General features: G+C 67.4%; 16 protein-coding genes and 1 pseudogene. 11 read left to right on the forward strand and 6 right to left on the reverse strand.

The window, feature by feature from the left end; all coding sequences use genetic code 11:
- Positions 1-169: 169 nt before the first annotated feature.
- From nadC to A8M77_RS03460, 4 genes are read left to right on the forward strand one after another with little or no spacing between them, the layout of a single operon-like run.
- Positions 170-1,006: a carboxylating nicotinate-nucleotide diphosphorylase gene (gene nadC, locus A8M77_RS03445; RefSeq protein WP_086920139.1), complete on the forward strand. Its 837-nt coding sequence runs from the start codon at positions 170-172 to the stop codon at positions 1,004-1,006.
- A gap of 4 nt (positions 1,007-1,010) precedes the next feature.
- Entirely contained in the window at positions 1,011-3,143 is a 2,133-nt protein-coding gene (phnN, locus tag A8M77_RS03450) for a phosphonate metabolism protein/1,5-bisphosphokinase (PRPP-forming) PhnN (RefSeq protein WP_086920140.1), read from the forward strand.
- Positions 3,140-4,123: a Bug family tripartite tricarboxylate transporter substrate binding protein gene (locus tag A8M77_RS03455; RefSeq protein ID WP_086920141.1), complete on the forward strand. Its 984-nt coding sequence runs from the start codon at positions 3,140-3,142 to the stop codon at positions 4,121-4,123. Before phnN ends, A8M77_RS03455 begins: the two co-directional genes overlap by 4 nt.
- Positions 4,124-4,151: 28 nt before the next feature.
- The gene (locus A8M77_RS03460) at positions 4,152-5,339 is read left to right on the forward strand and encodes a porin (RefSeq protein ID WP_086920142.1); all 1,188 of its coding nucleotides are present in this window, start codon (positions 4,152-4,154) and stop codon (positions 5,337-5,339) included.
- Here the strand turns inward: A8M77_RS03460 and A8M77_RS03465 are convergent.
- Positions 5,336-6,298, reverse strand: coding sequence for a 1-acyl-sn-glycerol-3-phosphate acyltransferase (locus A8M77_RS03465; RefSeq protein WP_158100877.1), 963 nt, complete (start codon positions 6,296-6,298; stop codon positions 5,336-5,338). The genes A8M77_RS03460 and A8M77_RS03465 overlap by 4 nt on opposite strands.
- A gap of 95 nt (positions 6,299-6,393) precedes the next feature.
- On the opposite strand from A8M77_RS03465, the gene A8M77_RS03470 reads away from it, so the two are divergent.
- The gene (locus tag A8M77_RS03470) at positions 6,394-7,836 is read left to right on the forward strand and encodes a Bd3614 family nucleic acid deaminase (RefSeq protein ID WP_086920144.1); all 1,443 of its coding nucleotides are present in this window, start codon (positions 6,394-6,396) and stop codon (positions 7,834-7,836) included.
- A 51-nt stretch (positions 7,837-7,887) separates the two neighbouring features.
- The gene (locus A8M77_RS03475; RefSeq protein ID WP_086920145.1) at positions 7,888-9,933 is read left to right on the forward strand and encodes a spermidine synthase; all 2,046 of its coding nucleotides are present in this window, start codon (positions 7,888-7,890) and stop codon (positions 9,931-9,933) included.
- A gap of 227 nt (positions 9,934-10,160) precedes the next feature.
- Here the strand turns inward: A8M77_RS03475 and A8M77_RS03480 are convergent, their stop codons facing one another.
- From A8M77_RS03480 to A8M77_RS03490, 4 genes and pseudogenes are all read right to left on the reverse strand, one after another.
- A complete protein-coding gene (locus tag A8M77_RS03480; protein ID WP_238136696.1) occupies positions 10,161-10,712 on the reverse strand; it encodes a septal ring lytic transglycosylase RlpA family protein in 552 nt (183 codons plus the stop codon).
- A gap of 246 nt (positions 10,713-10,958) precedes the next feature.
- Positions 10,959-11,081: a hypothetical protein gene (locus tag A8M77_RS37160; protein ID WP_272947416.1), complete on the reverse strand. Its 123-nt coding sequence runs from the start codon at positions 11,079-11,081 to the stop codon at positions 10,959-10,961.
- Positions 11,082-11,137: 56 nt separating this feature from the next.
- Positions 11,138-11,428, reverse strand: coding sequence for a DUF1330 domain-containing protein (locus tag A8M77_RS03485; protein ID WP_086920146.1), 291 nt, complete (start codon positions 11,426-11,428; stop codon positions 11,138-11,140).
- Between the two features lie 137 nt (positions 11,429-11,565).
- Positions 11,566-11,757 (reverse strand): annotated as a pseudogene (locus A8M77_RS03490) (helix-turn-helix domain-containing protein); the annotation flags it as partial.
- Positions 11,758-11,900: 143 nt separating this feature from the next.
- On the opposite strand from A8M77_RS03490, the gene A8M77_RS03495 reads away from it, so the two are divergent.
- The 4 genes from A8M77_RS03495 to A8M77_RS03510 all read left to right on the forward strand — a co-directional run bounded on the left by A8M77_RS03495 (position 11,901) and on the right by A8M77_RS03510 (position 15,995).
- Positions 11,901-13,448 carry a choice-of-anchor I family protein gene (locus A8M77_RS03495; protein WP_238136697.1) on the forward strand — a complete coding sequence of 516 codons (1,548 nt, stop codon included), beginning with the start codon at positions 11,901-11,903 and terminating at the stop codon, positions 13,446-13,448.
- Positions 13,449-13,537: 89 nt separating this feature from the next.
- A complete protein-coding gene (locus A8M77_RS03500; protein ID WP_086920147.1) occupies positions 13,538-15,121 on the forward strand; it encodes an MFS transporter in 1,584 nt (527 codons plus the stop codon).
- Positions 15,122-15,218: 97 nt separating this feature from the next.
- On the forward strand, positions 15,219-15,677 hold the full coding sequence (locus tag A8M77_RS03505) for a hypothetical protein (protein WP_086920148.1): 459 nt from the start codon (positions 15,219-15,221) through the stop codon (positions 15,675-15,677).
- Between the two features lie 27 nt (positions 15,678-15,704).
- Complete coding sequence (locus A8M77_RS03510) at positions 15,705-15,995, forward strand: DUF1090 family protein (RefSeq protein ID WP_238136698.1); 291 nt, start codon at positions 15,705-15,707, stop codon at positions 15,993-15,995.
- Positions 15,996-15,997: 2 nt separating this feature from the next.
- Here A8M77_RS03510 and A8M77_RS03515 read toward each other — a convergent pair whose 3' ends face one another.
- Complete coding sequence (locus tag A8M77_RS03515) at positions 15,998-16,684, reverse strand: GntR family transcriptional regulator (RefSeq protein WP_086920150.1); 687 nt, start codon at positions 16,682-16,684, stop codon at positions 15,998-16,000.
- 204 nt (positions 16,685-16,888) lie between these two features.
- Between A8M77_RS03515 and A8M77_RS03520 the strand changes: the two genes are divergently transcribed.
- Positions 16,889-17,866 carry a Bug family tripartite tricarboxylate transporter substrate binding protein gene (locus tag A8M77_RS03520; protein WP_086920151.1) on the forward strand — a complete coding sequence of 326 codons (978 nt, stop codon included), beginning with the start codon at positions 16,889-16,891 and terminating at the stop codon, positions 17,864-17,866.
- The last annotated feature ends 6 nt before the right edge of the window (positions 17,867-17,872 follow it).

Below are 17,872 nucleotides of genomic sequence, written 5' to 3' on the forward strand. Positions count from 1 at the left end.
CTGCCGCACTCGAACCGTCTTCCAGGATTGCCGAGAATAATATTAGAGATCAAATTAGTTGTTGACAGAACATTCATCGTGCTTAGACTTATGAACTTCGATAGCTAAGTTTATCGGGAAACATCAACCTGCCAGGCCGCCGGCGAGCGGCCGCACCTAGGAGCACGATATGTATGACCCCTTCTTGACCGATCGCCTGATCGATCAATGGCTGGCAGAGGACATTGGAGGCTGCGACCTGACGGTCCAGACGATGATCGACAAGGACGAGCGCGGTGCGTTCTGCATGAATGCGCGGGAGGCGGCGATCGTGGCGGGCGTCGACGTCGCTGCACGCGTCTTCAAGCGCTACGACCCGTCCCTGGAGGTCGACGTCCTCGTCGCCGACGGAGAACGCGTGGAGCGCGGCGCGATCCTGGTCGCGGTGAAGGGCTCGGCGCGCAGCGTGCTGACGGCCGAGCGCACCGCGCTGAACATCATGCAGCGGTTGTGCGGCATCGCCAACGAAACGGCGAAGTACGTCGAGGCCATCGCGGGAACCCAGGCCAGGCTGATCGACAGCCGCAAGACCACGCCGGGCCTGCGCATGCTGGAAAAGCATGCCGTGCTGTGCGGCGGCGGGCTGAACCACCGCCTGGGCCTGGACGGCGGCGTGATGATCAAGGACAACCACATCGCGGTCTGCGGCAGCATCGAAGCGGCGGTCGCCCGCGCGCGCCGGTCGCTGCCGGTGCTGACCAAGCTGGAAGTCGAATGCGACCACCTGGAGCAGGTTGCGCAGGCGCTGAAGGCGGGCGTGGACGTGATCATGCTGGACAACATGTCGGTGAGCGACATGCGGCAGGCGGTGCGCATGGTGGAGGGCCGCACCAAGGTCGAAGCCTCGGGCGGAATTCGCCTGGAAACGATTCGCCCGATCGCGGAAACCGGTGTCGACTACATCTCGACGAGCCGCGTCACGCAGGCTGCGATTGCCGTCGACATCGGCCTCGACGAAGCCCGGTAACCCCATGGAAAGCGGCACCTTCTTCCTTGTCGTCGGTCCGAGCGGCGCGGGGAAGGACGCGCTGATCGACGGAGCGCGGCAGCGGCTGTCGGGCGAGGGGCGCCATGTCTTCGCCAGACGCACGATCACGCGGCCGGCGGCGGCGCCGGGCGAAGACCACGAAAGCATCTCGCCTGCGGAATTCGATCGACGCGAAAGCGCCGGAGACTTTCTGGTGACCTGGCGCGCGCACGGCCTTTGCTACGGCTTGCCCACATCGCTGCGCGGCGCGCTGGAGGCCGGCCAGGACGTGGTCGCCAACGGCTCGCGCAGCGTCATCGCGCAGTTGTCGCAATGCCTGGCGCGCCTGGTCGTGATCGAAGTGACGGCCGCGCCGGAGGTGCTGGCGCAACGCATCGCCGCCCGGGGGCGCGAGCGCGAAGACGAGATGCAACTGCGGCTGGCCCGGCGTGGCGCGCCGCTACCGGCGTCGGTGCGCTCGCTCGGTGTGGACAACGACGCAGGCCTGCCCGAAGGCATCGACCGCTTCGTCGAGGCGCTCGAATCGTTTCGCAGCTGGGCGACGGTCCGATGCCTGGAGATGCGCAGCGGGGCGGATGGCGTGGTCCATCTTCCAGCCACCGGCGCGGACGCCCCTCTGCCCGCATGGCAGGGGGGCGAACAGGTGGAGCTGTCGGCCCTCGGCGGTCGCGGCATCACGCGCGTGCGGGCCCGCGTCCACGTCGGCGGCGCCGGTGCGGCTCTCGCAGCCGGCGAAGTCGGCCTGTCGCGCGAGACCTTCGAAGCCCTCGGCGCGCCGCCAGGCAGCCAGGTCGCGCTGCGCGCGATTCCCGCGCCCCGAAGCCATGCGCTGCTGGCGAAAAAGATACGCGGCGAAGAGCTGAACGAAGCGCAATACCGGCGGCTTCTGCGCGACTTCGTCGAGGGGCGCTACGCCGACCGCGAACTGACGGCCTTCCTGGTCGCCGCGACGCAGAAGCTGTCGGACGCCGAGGTCCTGAGCCTGGCTCGCGTGAGGGCGAGCCTGGCGCATCGCCAGACGTGGAACGAACGCATCGTCGTCGACAAGCATTCGATGGGCGGCGTGCCCGGAAGCCGCATCACGCCGATCGTGGTGTCGCTGGTCGCGGCGCATGGCCTCGCGATGCCGAAGACCTCGTCGCGTGCCATCACCTCCGCCGCCGGAACGGCCGACGTCATGGAAGCCGTGGCGCGGGTCGATCTCACGGTCGACGAGGTGCAGCGCTGCATTGCCGAGGCGCGCGCCTGCATCGCCTGGAACGGCCGCCTCAATCATTCGGTGCTGGATGACGTGATGAACGCCTTGACCCGCCCGCTGGGCCTCGACTCGGCACGCTGGTCGGTGGCGTCGATCCTGTCGAAGAAGAAGGCGGCAGGCGCCACCCATGTCATCGTCGATCTGCCCTATGGAACGTACGCGAAGCTGCGCACCGAGCAGGCCGCGCTCGAGCTGGCCGCCTTGTTCGAAGCCACGGGCGCAGGCATCGGCCTGCATGTGCGCGCGCTGGCGACGGACGGCAGCCGACCCATCGGCCGCGGCATCGGTCCGGCGCTGGAGTTGCGCGACGTGCTGCGCGTGCTCGACAACCACCCCGGCGCACCCGCCGACCTGCGCGACAAGGCCTTGCGCTTCGCCAGCCAGATCCTGGCCTGGGATCCGCTGGTGGGCTCGGCCGAAAAGGGACGCACGGTGGCGCAGGCGCTGCTCGACTCGGGCGCCGCGCGCCGCGCCTTCGCGCGCATCGTCCAAGCGCAGGGAGCCCATGAGGAGCCGGCACGTCCGAGCGCGCTGACCCATGCCGTGCGCGCGGAGCATGGCGGCGTGGTGAGCGGGATCGACGGCTGGACCATTGCAGGCATTGCGCGGCTGGCCGGTGCGCCGGTCGACAAGGGCAGCGGCATCGACCTGCTGTGCCAGGTCGGCGATGCGGTGCGGGCCGGCGATCCGCTGTGTCGCATCCATGCCGCATCCTCCGACAGCCTGGCTGCGTGCGTGGCGCTGGTGCAAAGCGCGCATCCGATTGATATTGCGGCCGAACGGCCGCAAGCTCACGCAGGGCGCGGCGCGGGCCCGGCAGCGGCCTCCATGCGGATCAACGAAAGGAGTCGGACATGAAGCACTGCAATCGGCTGGTCGGGCTCGCAGCCTTCGTCGTCGCCTGCCTTCAGGCGCCTTTCGCGATGGCTGCTGAAAGCGGGGAGGCCGCGGGCAAGCCGATCGAGATTACCGTGACCTTTCCGCCTGGCGGCGGCACGGATGTGCTCGCGCGGCTGATCGGCAACCACACGGCCGAGAACCTGGGCCGGGCCTCGGTGGTCGAGAACCGTCCCGGCGCGAGCGGCAACCTGGGTGCCCGATACGTCGCCGGGCGGCCGGCGGACGGCGGCTCCCTGCTGATGGTGAACAGCTCGTTCGCGATCAATCCGGGCGTGTTCAGGACGCTGCCTTTCAATCCGAAGACCGATTTCGTCGCCATCATCAACGTGGCCTACGTGGCCACCGTCTTGGTCGTGCCGGTCGACTCGCCCTACAAGACCTTCGCCGACGTCATGGCGGCGGCCAGGCCGAAGAACAACACGGTGTCCTTCGGCTCGTGCGGGAGCGGCACGCCGCAGCATCTTGCGGGCGAACTCATCAACCTGCGCGCCGGCGTTCACATGCTGCATGTTCCGTACAAGGGCTGCGGACCGGCGCTGAACGACATCGTCGGCGGCCAGATTCCAATCGCGCTCGTCACCACATCCAGCGCCATGCCATTGGTCAAGGGCGGCAAGCTGAGAGCACTGGCCATCTCGTCGAAGGAACGGTTCAGCCAGCTCCCCGACGTTCCGACGGTCTCCGAACAAGGCATGCCGGGCTACGAACTCAGCCAATGGCACGGCCTGCTCGCGCCCAAGGGCACATCGGCGGATGTTCAAAGGCGCCTCTACGAAGGATTCGCAAGGATCCTGGCGCGCAACGACGTGCAGAAGGTCCTGGGCGACCTGGGCTATACGCCGGCAAGTGACGGGCCCGAGGCGTTCCAGAAGATGGTCAACAGCGACATCGATCGATTCGCCGAGATCTCCAAGCGCATCGGCCTGACCGCCGACTAGCCGACGCCACAACTCCGGAGCCATCTGCATGAAGAAGAAAATCGTCTCGCTCGCTGCCATGACCGTCGCGGGCGCCGCGTCGGCGCAGACCTCGGTCACCGTATTCGGGGTCGTCGATGCGGCAGTCAGCGGCTTCTCGAGCCGTTCCGAAGACGCGCGCGGCGCCCGAGGCAGCGTCAAGGTCAGCCGCACCGCCCTCACGAACGGCGCCTACAACAGCAGCCGGCTCGGTTTCCGGGGAACGGAAGATCTCGGCGGCGGGCTGGCGGCCGGATTCTGGCTCGAGGCGCCCATCAGCAACGACGACGGTCAGACCGGTATCGCATCGTTCTCGCGCCGTTCGACCCTGAGCTTGTCGGGCGGCTTCGGCGAAATCAGGGTGGGTCGAGACTACACGCCCATCTTCTTCAACGACGCGGTGTTCGACCCCTTCGGCGCGGTGGGAACGGGGACCAACCTCCTTTTTACGGCGAACACCTCGAATCCGACCGGCGGTGCTGGCGGATTTGGCGGCAGCACGAGCTACAACCGCGCCAGCAACAGCATCGGCTACTTTCTTCCGCCGGGGCTTGGCGGCTTCTATGGGCAGGCGATGTATGCCTTCCACGAGCAGGACAAGTACACGCCGGGCAGCCTGACGCCGACGGCCGCGAACAATTCGCGCGCGGGCCGCCATGTCGGGGCACGGTTCGGCTATGCGTCGGGGCCGGTCGATGCCGCACTGGCCTACGGCAACGCCACCACGGGCGACCAGTTCTTCGCCGGTACCACCGATACGGTCAAGACGCTCAGCTTTGGCGCCTCGTACGACTTCGGGCCCGCGAAGCTGCATGGCGAAGTCGCGCGTTCCAGTTTTCAGCGCGATGCCGACGTGCCGCCACCGGTGCCGTTCAATGACACGAAGCTGCACGGCTACCTGCTGGGCGTCACCGTTCCGGTGGGCGTGGGGCTGATCCGGGCCTCGTATGCCAGGGTCGAGTACGACCGGCTCTTCCGTGCGACGCCCACATCTGGGGGTGACCCGCGCGCCAGCAAGGTCGCGCTCGGCTACGTCCACAACCTGTCCAAGCGAACCGCCCTTTACGCGACGCTGGCCAGGATCAGCAACAAGAATGGCGCGGCGCTGACGATCGGAGGGCCTGCATTCATCCGCACCTCGCCGTTCACCCCCAGGGCCTCGACGGGCTACGACCTGGGAATTCGCCACGCGTTCTAGGCGCGGGTGACGTCGGCCCGTTGGAGGGTGTCCATCGACCCGGCCGTGGGTTGCGTGGCGCCGTCCGCGAAGATGAGGTGGCGCATCTGCGCCGCAATGGACGCGCCGAGCGCCTGCGCGCCCTCCGATCCTGCATCCGTCGATGTGCCGAAGCTGACCCTGGCGACCAGGTCGTGGTAGCGCGGCAGCGCCACCTGCAACGCTGCAGCGAGCTTTTCCTTGTCGTGCGGCGTACGGCGCAGCAGCGTGAGCGGATGTCTCTGTGCATCCGAAGAAATGACGTGGCTCACCAGCGCGGGCACGAACTGCGTTCGAGGGGCCAGGCGGGCGAACAGGGTGTAGCTGCTGGACCAGTTCTGCAATGACGCCGCCGCCCGCTGCGGACCGAAAGCGGCGGGGTCGGGCTCGATCTCTCCCGCCGGGAAGGTCAGCAGCGCGCCACCTTCCTGCAAATGCCTGGCGGCAGCGCGCATGACGGCCATGCGGCCGCCTTCTTCGTCGGGCAGAAAGATCAGGTGCCGCGCGACGTGGGGCAGGGCGCGAAGAAAGGGGCGGTCCGAAGCGATCACCCGAAGGTCCGGACGGAACGCGAGACTGGTAAAGAGGGCGACCGTGTCGGTCATGCCGGGGTGGTTGGCCAGGATGATCACGGGGCCACTGGCCGGAACATGCTCCAGGCCCGCAGTGACGATGCCGGCGGTCATCCGGTTCACCAGCCACGCGCTGCCCTGCGAGAGGCCATGCGCGCCGACGCGGGTGTCGAACTCGTGTGCAGTGCGGGCGAAACGACGGGCGGCGGGCAGGAACAGGCGGCTCAGCGGCGTGCCCCGCAGGCGCAGCAGGCCGATCGAGTCGAGCAGGTCGGCGAGGTTGACCTCGGTCAGTGTCTCGATCGATGGTGATGCGGGGGTGGTCATCTGCCGGTGGGGGTGGGGCGGTGCTGGTGCGGCGGCATCCATTCTTTCAAATATCCGCGCCAATGAAAGCGTGCCCATTGGAATTCACGGCAGCAGGCCTATGATTTCGACCGCAAAACTCCGGCAGGAGGCAGACGATGTTCAAGGTGAGCAAGGCGGCCCGGCTTCCGAGCACCGCCTACGGTTTCGTGACCTCGCCGCAGGGCGACGCCTATTTCGCCGTCCAGGACCAGGCCAAGAACGGCAGCATCGATCCCGCCTACCTGGTGCTGGCCTATGCCTTCGACCAGGGTTGGACCGAAACCCGCGTCCACAGCAGCTACAAGCTGGACGACAAGTGGGTGACCGCGGGGCGCGGCTTGACGCACCTGGCGTCGACGCTCCCCGGCGGATTCAGGACGACGGTGTCATCGCAGACGGCGGCTGCCGAGGCGGACAAGCTGAGAGGCAACCTGCACGAAGTCACGCTCGAGGGTGCGGCGCCGCCCGACAGCCCGGGGCCGCTGGAAAGCGGTGACATCTTCACGCCGAACAGCAGGGGCTATCACAACATTCCGCGCCTGTACCTCATGGCTGCGCTGGCACAGGAGGAAAGGGCCAACGCATCCGTCGTCGCGCTGGTGGCGAACGAGCGCGGCCTGATCATCGCGGTGGGGAAGAAGGCGCATGGCGAAGGCGGCTGCGGCCACGCCGAAGTGCGTGCGCTGTTCTCCATCAAAGGGCAGGTGCCCAACCGCGCCATGCTGTTCTCGACGCTCAAACCCTGCACCATGTGCGCCGGGCTGATCCAGGCCGTGTTCTCGGGCAACTGCAAGCAATACTGGGCGCGCGCGGATCCTTCGAACGGCGCCAGCTACAACCATGTCGAGAACCTATCGTTGCCCAACGGACTGGCATCGACCCAATCCGCGAAGAACGACGCGCATCGCCTGCGCGAGATCAAGCTGAAGGATGGCCGCAGCTTCACCGACGCCTTCTCCGACTCCTGGGGAGGAAGAGACGACCGGGTGCTGGTGGCCAACGCCGGCTCGGCTGCGCGGATGAAGCAAGCCTTCCTGGACTGGTGCGATGCGGTGATCAGGCCAGGCGCGGTCGTCGCCAGGCCTCCGGGCGCGGAGATCCGCGTCAAGAAGGTCGACGACGCGCCGGCCAGAGCCAAGGCCTGCGGCGATGCGAATGCACTCTCCAAGCGCAACGACCTCTTCGAGCGCTGGAACAAGAGCGCCGCCAAGACCTCCGGGATGTTGAACGACGACCAGAAGCTGATCATCAACGCGTTCACCAACAGCGCCCAGGCGAAGAGCGTCGACAACCCGATCAAGACCGCGACCAAGGAAGCCGGCATGGGCATCATCGAGTACATCTCGGGCGCGTCGGGGTCCACCAACCTTCGCACGTCGGCACGCAACGCGTTGTCGCGCAAGTTCGTGAAGTACGGCAAGTCGGTCGGCGATGTGCAGGGTGTGACGGGAGCCAGACTCGCAGCACCCACCGATCCGCCTCCAGCGAGCAAGAGCAACGACGCACGCATGGCGACGATCGGGAACTACCTGTTCGGCTTTCTTCAAACGCAGCGCTGATCCAGCGAACACCGCATCCTCACCGCCCGGCGCCCCGCGGCTGGGCACCGCATGAAGCCAACGCACGTCCAGGCGCTCTTCGCCGGCACCATCTTCACCAGCGCCTTCCTGCTGTTCCTGGTGCAGCCGCTGATCGCCAAGCAGATCCTGCCCTGGTTCGGCGGCTCGGCCGCCGTGTGGTCGATCTGCATGGTGTTCTTCCAGGTCGTGCTGCTGGCCGGCTATGCGTACGCCGACTGGATCACGCGGCGCCTGCGCGTGAAGGCGCAGGCGCGGCTGCACGTCGCGCTGCTGCTGGCGAGCCTGGCCTTCCTGCCGATCGTCGCCGCCGCGCGCTGGAAGCCGAGCGGCACCGAAGACCCGGCGCTGTGGATCCTCGGCCTGCTCGCCGTCACGATCGGCCTGCCGTATTTCCTGCTGTCCACCACCGGGCCGCTGGTGCAGTCCTGGGTCGCGCGCACGCCCTGGGGTGCGCAGGTCTACCGCTACTTCTCGCTGTCGAATCTGGCCTCGCTGGTCGCGCTGCTGTGCTATCCGCTCGTGATCGAGCCGCGCAGCACGGGGCTGCAGCAGGCCTGGGGCTGGTCGCTCGCCTATGTCGTGTTCGTGCTGCTGTGCGCGGGCACCACGCTCTACATGGCGCGCCGCTGGGCGAGCGCCGCGCCGGCCGCATCCGCATCCGCATCCGCATCCGCATCCGCGGCGGGCACGGCCGCCAGGCCGCGCGCCAGCGACTACCTGCTCTGGCTCGCGCTGCCGGCGCTCGGCGCCTGGCTGCTGCTCGCCATCACGAACCACATCACGCAGAACGTGGCGGCCGTGCCCTTCCTGTGGGTGCTGCCGCTGTCGGTCTACCTGCTGAGCTTCGTGCTGACCTTCGAGAGCGACCGCTGGTACCGCCGGCGCGTGTTCGTGCCCCTTGCCGCGGCGATGCTCGTGCTGTGCGCCTTCGGCCTGCAGCATCGCGTGGGCTCCGACATCAAGTCGGCGCTGCCGATCTACGTCGCCGGGCTGTTTGCGCTGTGCATGTTCCTGCATGGCGAGATGGCCCGCCTGCGCCCCGCATCGGCCTGGCTTACCCGCTTCTACCTGATGCTCTCGCTCGGTGGCGCCATCGGCGGCGTGAGCGTGGGGCTGGTCGCGCCGCAGCTCCTGCCGGCGTACTACGAGCTGGGCATCGGCTTGGTGTTGTGCGCGCTGGCGGCGACCGTGCTGTGGCGCCGCAGGCCCGTCGGGATCGTGGCCTCGCTCGCCCTGGCCAGCTGCTGCGCCTGGTTTCTGTCGAAGCAGGTGCAGAAGGACATGCGGGGCCAGTGGCGCATGGAGCGCAACTTCTACGGAGCGCTGCTCACCAGCGAGACGCGCACCGGCATCAAGGGCCCGGCGCGCAAGCTCTACCACGGCTCGACCAAGCACGGCGAGCAGTACCTGACCCCCGAGCTTCGCCGCGAGCCGACCAGCTACTACGGGCGCAACTCCGGCATCGGCCGCGCCATCGCCGCCGCGCCCGGGGGCCCGCGCCGCGTCGGGCTCATCGGCCTGGGCGCCGGGACGCTGGCAGCCTACGGCCGGCCCGGCGACGTCTACCGCTTCTACGAGATCAACCCCGCCGTCTTCCGGCTGGCCGATCGCGAGTTCAGCTTCCTGGCCGACAGCGCGGCGCGGATCGAGCGCGTGCTGGGCGATGCCAGGCTGTCGCTGCAGCGCGAGCCCGCGCAGCGCTTCGACCTGCTTGCGGTCGATGCCTTCTCCGGCGACTCGATCCCCGTTCACCTGATCACGACCGAGGCGCTGGATGTCTATCTGCGCCACCTGCAGCCTGAGGGCGTGATCGCCTTTCACGTCAGCAACCGCTACCTCGCCCTCGCGCCCGTTGTCGAGCGGATCGCGCTGGCCAGGGGCCTGCACGCGGCGCTGGTGGAGGACGAGCCCAGCAAGCTGACGGGGCTGGATGAGAGCGACTGGGTACTCGTGGCACGCGATCCGCGGGCCCTGCTGCGCGATCCGCTGCGGGGTGCGACGTCCGGCCTCGAGCCGACGGCGCCGCTGCGGCCGTGGACCGATGACTTCAACAACCTCTTCGAGGTGCTGAAGTAGCAAGGGAAAGCGTGCGCGCGAATGGGCGCGTCGGCATGACGAGGGGCCCTCCGCCAACTTTCGTTCGCGCGGAGGGCCCCCGCAGTCCCGGAGTGCCCGATGGGTGTTGCCGCGACCGTGGGTTGATTCTGGGGCTGCCTCGCTGCGCGCGCAATTCAGCCGAGCGTCATAGATCGAGTGGGAAGCGGCTTACGTCCGCCACACGGCCGACCACGATGTGACCCTCGTCACCGCATCGCGGGCCGGCCTTCCTTCGCGCCATCCGGTTGCGGTATCGACAACGGCGTGACCTCCACCTGCGCGAGACCGTCTTCCCGAGACAGGCCGATCTCGCGTGCCGTGGCGGGAGAGAGGTCGACGATCCGGCCTTTCACGAAGGGACCGCGATCCTGGATGGTGATCACGGCGCTGCGCCCGGTCTCCAGGTTGGTCACTTTGGCGGTGGTGCCGAGGGGCAGGGTCTTGTGGGCGGCGTTGTTGTCGCTGGGATCCATGCGGGTGCCGTCCGCCATCTTCCGGCCCGCGAACTTGTCGGCATAGAAGGACGCCTTGCCGACCTGCTTGCCGCCGCTTCCGTCGATGCCAGGCTTGGCTGCAGAGACCGGCTTTTGTGTCGACGATGAGGCCGGCGACAGCGAGAGCGGTGGTGCATCGCGCGGCGAACGCCCGCCCGCCGCGGCCTCTTGCGCAGCCGGTTCACGCGGCGGCGTGGGCGAGATGGCACAGCTGGAGGCCCCACATGCAATGCAAAGCGAGAGCGACGCGAGCTTGCGGAACATGAAGGCCTCCTGAGCGAAGGGTGGGGGATGCGAGGAGGTTCCGCTGTCCGGCGCATGCAGGTTGTCGGATGCCTACCGATTTGCTTGGCGGACCACGCTGGTGGCCAATGCAGTACTTCTCGTGTCAGGCGACTGCCGGGAAGGGCTTCTCGCGCGAGTGATGCATTAAATTGCATCTTCTCAAGGGTGCGATGCGCCGAGGAGATCGGCGTGCCCAGCAGTCTTGGCGCATCCCGGCACGCACGATCACTGCCGCTTTCCAGGATGGTCCACCAGGAGACCCGCGGCTTCGAGCCGCTGCGCCGGGCGATCGCGAACCACCTGGCGATCGGCCGGAGGCTCGCGTGCAGCGAGCGCCAGGTCTTTCATCACCTCCGGCCTCCTCGGCGCCTTGTCGCTCACGGGCCGGACGTTGCTCGGCCCCGTCAAGCCCCTTCGATGATCCGCAGATCTCGCTCGGCGCCGTCACCCAGCGCGGCCAATGCGGCTTGGTAGTCAGGGCTGTCATGCACGGCGATGGCCTGCTCGACGCTGTCGAACTCGATCAACACGGTGCGTTCGGCCAAACCGAACTCGTAGACCTTGGCGGGCAGGCCGCGCGCGAGGAAGCGGCCGCCGCCGCCCGTGATTGCCGGGCCGGCCAGTTTCGCGTAAGCCGCAAGCTTGTCGGCATCCTTGACGGCGCGGTACGCGCTGACCCAATAGGCTTTTGCCATGGTGATGTTCTCCGTTTCTGATTGAGCAATATAGCTTGCGGCTACGCGTGGCGTCAGCGCCGTCCGGTGAAACAAAGCGCCATTGGACCTTGGGCTGATCGCGCCAGGACGAGAAGCACTGGCGCGGCCTGCGCAACAACGATCCGAGCGACGCGTCGCCTGACGGTCGCGCGCGAAAGCCCGGTCCGTTCCGCGATTTCCCCATTGCCCAGCTGATCCGAACCCGGCCGGAACGCGCGAAGAATCTCCACGCCGCGCACCAGCGAACGGTTCAACACCGGGTCTTCGTGGTGCTGCCGGCGTGGCTTCTGACGCGGGGTAGAGGACATGGCGCAATTTACACAATTTCCATTTGATGGAATTTGGCGGGTGCCCAAAAGATCATCGCCCGAAGCGTGGTGTTGTCACGAAACCGTCACGCCGGCAGGCGAGCCTTGGCGACCCTTCAAACCTTCTTCTACAGGTGTCGCCCATGCCTCTTGCCGCATCGCCTCTTCGCGCCGCTGCGCGCGCCATCACCCTCGGCATTGCCGGCCTTGCGTTGTCGCACGCGCCGGCCATGTCCCGGCCCGGCCACGAGCCGCGGGTGGAGGTCCAGATGCAGCGCCTATGGCAGTTCGCCCACCAGCCGGGCGTGCCGGGGCAGAAGTCGGAGATCGTGGCCTTCGACGAGCGCAGCGATACCCTGTGGGTGGCCGGCGTCAAGGGCGTGGACGTGCTGGACCGCGACACCGGCCAGCGCGTGGCGCACATCGACGTGAGCCAGTTCGGCCTGGTCAACAGCGTCGCCATCCACGAAGGCCTGGCCGCCTTTGCGATCGAGAACGCCCTGGACCGCACCCGCCCCGGCGTGGTGGTGTTCTACGACACCAAGAGCCGCCGCCAGCAGGGCGCGCCGGTCACGGTGGGCGCCTTGCCCGACATGCTCACCTTCACGCCCGACGGCCGCCAGGTGCTGGTGGCCAACGAGGCCACGCCCAACCCGCGGCCCACTGCCGCCGGCCTGTCGGCCGAGGACCCGGTGGGCAGCGTGAGCATCATCGACGTGCACCGGCGCGACGTGCACACCGTGCCCATCGACCCCTCGATCCCCGGCTACCAGCAACTGCGCCTCTTTCCCGCCGCCGGCACGCTGCCCACGCAGCCTGCCACCTACAGCCCCTACGGCCCGGAGCCCGAGTACATCGCGGTCGACAAGGACGGCCGCTACGCCTACGTCGGCCTGCAGGAGGCCAACGGCGTGGCGGTGCTCAACCTGCGCAGCCAGCGCTTCGAGAAGATCTACAGCCTGGGCCAGAAGGACTTCTCGCTGCCCGGCAACGAGATCGACCCCAATGACCAGGACGGCGTCATCCAGCTGCGCAGCGTTCCTGTCAAGGGCCTGTACCAGCCCGATTCCATCGCCGCGTACGAGTACCGCGGCGACACCTACCTGGTGATGGCCAACGAGGGCGATGCGCGCGACAACGGCGAGTCCGACGCCGAGGACGAGCGCCGCGGCTCGGCCGGCAACGCCACCATCGAGTACGTGCCCGACGGCAGCGGGCTGGGCCGTCTGACCTTCTCCAACGTGGATTCGGCGCGCGGCGGCCCGCTGGTGGCTTTCGGCGGGCACTCCATCTCCATCCGCCGCGCCGACGGCAGGCTGGTGTACGACAGCGGCAGCACGCTGGACGCCGAGGCCATCCGCCTGGGCATCTACGACGACAGCCGCAGCGACAACAAGGGCGTGGAGCCCGAGGGCCTGGCGCTGCTGCGCATCAAGGGTCGTGTGCTGGCCTTCGTGGGGCTGGAGCGCACGCTGAAGTCGGCGGTGGCGGTGTTCGACATCACCGACCCTACCGACGTGGATTACCTGGACATGATCGTGAGCGAAGGCGACCTGTCGGTGGAAGGCCTCACCGCCTTCAAGCGGCGCGGCCGCTACTACGTGGCGACGGCCAACGAGGTCTCGGACACCACATCGCTGTTCGAGGTGAAGCTCAAGCGCGGCGGGTGGGACCGCGACGAGGACGAGTGAGCGCGGCGGGGCGGCCGCTCAGCCGCCAGTGGCATGCTGTCGAAGAGGACGTGCGCACGCCCGACCATAATCGGGTAGAGCTCCCCCCGATGTCCTCCGCATCCCACTCCCTCTGGTCGCCGCTGCGCCTGCCCGCATTCCGGGGCCTCTGGACCGGCAGCGCCATCTATTTCACCGGAAACGCCATGCAGGTCATGGCGGCTTCGTGGCTCATGGTGGAGCTCACGGGCTCGTCCTTCCTCGCGGCGCTGGTGCAGACCGCCGTGTTCCTGCCCATGTTCCTGCTGGCGCTGCCGGCGGGCGTGCTGGCCGACACCACGGACCGGCGGCGGCTGATCCTGAGAGCGCTGACCGTTCAGGTGGCCATCGTCATCGTCCTGTCCCTGCTCGCATTGGCAGGGTGGGCGGGACCGGCGACCCTGCTGTTCTTCACCTTTGCCGCCGGTTGCTGCACGGCGCTGCTGTCACCCGCCTGGAACACCAGCGTGGCGGATGCCGTGCCACGCGAGGACATGCCACAGGCCATCACGGCGATGTCGATCGCCTGGAACAGCGCGCGGGCATTGGGGCCCTCCATCGCCGGCTTCGTGTTCGCATGGCTCGGTGCAGGCTGGGTGTTCGTGGTCGCGGTGGCGAGCGCGCTGGTGATGATGCAAGCGGTGCGGCGCTGGCCGCCTGCACCGCATGCGCAGTCACCCCTGCCGGCGGAGCGCCTCTGGAGCGGCACCATCGCGGGCCTGCGCTACGCAAGGCACTCGCCGATGATCCTGGCCCAGCTGCTGCGCACCGTGGCCTACAGCGGCACTGGCTCCGCGCTATGGGCGCTGTTGCCGGCCATCGCGGCGCAACAGCTGAAGCTGGGCGCCACCGGATTCGGCTTTCTCATGGGATGCCTCGGCACTGGCGCAGTGGCTGCAGGCTTGGTGCTGGGCAAGTTGCGCGCGCGCCTGGGGCTCGAGCGCCTCGTCGCCCTGGGGTGCATGCTCTTCGCGGCCGTGATGGTGATCGCCGCGTTCGTGCGCATTCCCACCGTGGTCTTCGTCGCGCTGGCCTTCGGTGGCGCCGCGTGGATGGCGGTCATGGCCACCTTCAACACCGCCACCCAGTCCAGCGCGCCGCCCTGGGTGCGGTCGCGTGCCGTGGCACTGCACACGGTCAGCGCGCTGGGCTCGTTCGCGATCGGCTCGGCGTTCTGGGGCGCGGTTTCCGGCATCATCGGGCTGCCGATTGCGCTGTGCATCGCAGCCCTCGCCATGGCGGGAGGCATCTTTCTCGCCCGCTGGCTGCCGCTGCGGATGGGTGCTTCGCCGGAAGTCACGCCCGTTGCGCTGTGGGAAGATCTTTTCATCAAGGACCAGCCTCTTCCGGACGATGGCCCGGTGTCGGTGGAGATCGGCTATCGCATCCGCGCCGGCGAAGCCAAGGAGTTCCTGAACGCCGTGACCCAGCTGCGCGCCTCGCGGCGCCGCGACGGGGCCACCTTGTGGCGCCTCTATCGCGATCTGGGGGATCCGTCGCGCTATGTGGAGCGATTCATCGTCGCATCCTGGGCCGACTACCTGCACCAGCGCGCGCGGGCCACGCTGGCGGACCAGGAGGTGGAGGCGCGGGTGCGGATGTTCCTGCGCGAGGGGGAGGGGGTGAATATGCAGCACTACATTGCCGAGCGATGAAGGCCGGTTCTTGAGTGGCCCGCTGTGTGCCACGTGACCGCAATGGCTTCGGGGTATTCATCATTCCTGCTGCCACCCGCAGCGCGACAATCGAGGAATGGCACTGCCCCGCGATCTCGAGACGTTTTCGGCCGTCCTGCGTGCCGAGGGCCCCGCTGCGGCACTGGCCTACCTGAATGAAGGCGTGCCGCACCGGTACAGCGCGATCTATCGGTTCGCGGGCCTCAAGCTTCAGAACGTATTCCTCCAAGACAAACTTGGCGAGATGCGGCCCCAGTACCTTGCGACGGTCCCCTTCGACCAAAGCTTCTGCCAGTTCGTTCGCCGGGACAGTGCGTTCCGGACGGACAACTCGGCGGTCGACCCGAGGCTCGAAGGCCACCCTTACCAAGGGGTGGTCGTCTCGTACCACAGCGTTCCCGTGGTGAGCGACGCGGGCGAGTTGTGGGGCACGCTGAGCCATTTCGATATGGCATCTCTGCCGCTCTGCGATGATGAGTTCGAGCTGATGCAGGGGGCGGCCAAGCTCCTGCCGAGTTTTCTTGTGGAGCGCTGAATCAAAACTTTTTTCCTGGCCATCGCGTTGGCTGTAGCGTCTCCCGCAATCGCACAGCCAACAGACCCGGTCGACACCACCGTTTGCAAAGCCGAGGAAGATGCGCTGGAGCGCGACATCGACCTCGCCCGCTCCAGGGGCCAAATGCTGCGCCGGCAGCACCTGGCCGAGGCAATGGCCGCACTGCAGGCCCGCTGCAAGACGGTCACGCCGGAGCAGAGCCGGGCAGCGCGCGTCGAGAGGCTGGAGCAGGCGATCCGGGAACTGCGGCTTGAGCTCAGCCGCGCGGAGGAGCAACTGCGCCAACTGAAGCAGTAGGGTCAGCTCTCCCAACCGGCCTCGGAAATGTGCCTTGCATAGACCGCCAGCACGATGCGCTCGGAGTGAACCAGATACTCGTTGAGCGCCGCAGCGGCATCGGGAAAATTGCCGGCTTCGGCAAGTTCGAGGATCTTCATATTCATGTCGACGTAGGGTGCATGCAGGAACTCGGCGTCGCGCAATAGGCCGAAGGCCAGTCGCAGTTCAGCCAGCACCTGGGCGAACATCAAGTTGAGCCGCTCGCTGTCGGCCAACTCGACGATGGCCATATGAAAGGCCATGTTGGCGGTACCCGCGCCCACCCAGTCGTTGCCGGCCCGGCAGCGCAGCGCGGTCTCCACCGCCTCTCGCATCTTCTTCTTGGCCGGGTGGCGCGGGTAGGCCTGCGACAGCGCCTGGCATTCGATGAGCCGGCGCACCCGGTAGATGTCGATGATCGACGCGATGCTGGGGACGGCCACGAACACGCCTCGATTCGGCGTGTGCTTGACCAGGCCGTCTTTGGTCAGCATGCGGAACACCTCGCGCAAGGTGTTGCGCGAGATGCCCAGGCTCTCGCTCAGCGCCTGCTCCGACAAGCGCTGGCCCGGCGCGAACTCGCCCTGGGTGATCTTCTGGCGCACCTGCTCGGCCATTCGTTCGCTCAGCGTCTGGATCGCGGGATAGGGGGCGGCGGGAAGGCTCATTGTTTCGGGTTGTAGCAGATCAAATGGCGTCTTGCCACTTGATCGCTCAACAGGACGCGGGTTTTCACTTAGAAATCAGTCGGGTATGAGTGAGCATTTCAGGATGAATTGTTGAACAATCATGACATGATGAATCAACCAAATAAATTGATTGGTTGAGTTATCCGGCGTGCCATTGCCCTTCAAACCTCACTGGAGCATCCGATGAATGTTTCCCTTTTGCGTGTTCTCGCCTCTGCCGCGTTGGTCGCCGCCGGTGCCCAGCCGGCCCTGTCCGCCGACTATCCGACCAAGGCGATCAAGATCGTCGTGCCCTACGCGGCCGGCGGCTCCACCGACGCGCTGGCGCGCGTGGTCGCGGAGCGTCTGGGCAAGCGCTTCGGGCAGCCGGTGGTGGTGGACAACAAGCCAGGTGCCAGCGAGCAGATCGCCATCACCAACGTCACCAAGGCCGCGCCGGACGGCTACACGATCCTGCTGTCCACGCTCAGCGGGCTGGCGGTCAACCCGGGGCTGTACGGCGCGCGGATTCAATACAACCCCGAGAAAGACCTCACGCCGATCGCGCTGGCTGCCACCGTGCCCAGCGTGGTGGTCGTGCACCCCTCGGTGCCTGCGAAGAACATGACGGAACTGGGCGCCTACCTGAAGAGCAGGCCCGGCGCAGTCAGCTATGCGTCGGCCGGCGCCGGCACCCCCAGCCACCTCGGCATGGAGTACTACAAGAAGGCGAACGGCTTCGATCCGGTGCACGTGCCCTACAAGGGTGGCGCCCCGGCATTGAACGAGGTGATGGGCGGGCAGGTGCAGCTGATGATGGCGCTCGTGCCCGAAGCGATGCCGCTGGTCAAGAGCGGACGCATGCGCGCGCTGGCAGTGACCACGACCAGGCGCCTTGCCGCCTATCCCGACCTGCCGACGGTGTCGGAGTCGGGCGGCAAGGACTTCGACATGACGTTCTGGTACGCCTTCATGGCACCGGCCGGCACGCCCGCCGAGATCGTGACCAGGCTGAATCAGGCGATCGACGCCATCCTGGCCGAGAAGGACGTCCGCGCGCGGCTCGATGAGATGAGCCTCGACGTGGTCGGCGGCGCACCGGCGAAGGTCACCGAGCTGATCAGGACGGATTCGGCCAAGTGGAAGAAGGTGATCGACGAGGCCGGCATCAAGGTCGACTGAGCACGG

The organism is Variovorax sp. JS1663 (assembly GCF_002157355.1).
Taxonomy (GTDB): domain Bacteria; phylum Pseudomonadota; class Gammaproteobacteria; order Burkholderiales; family Burkholderiaceae_C; genus Variovorax.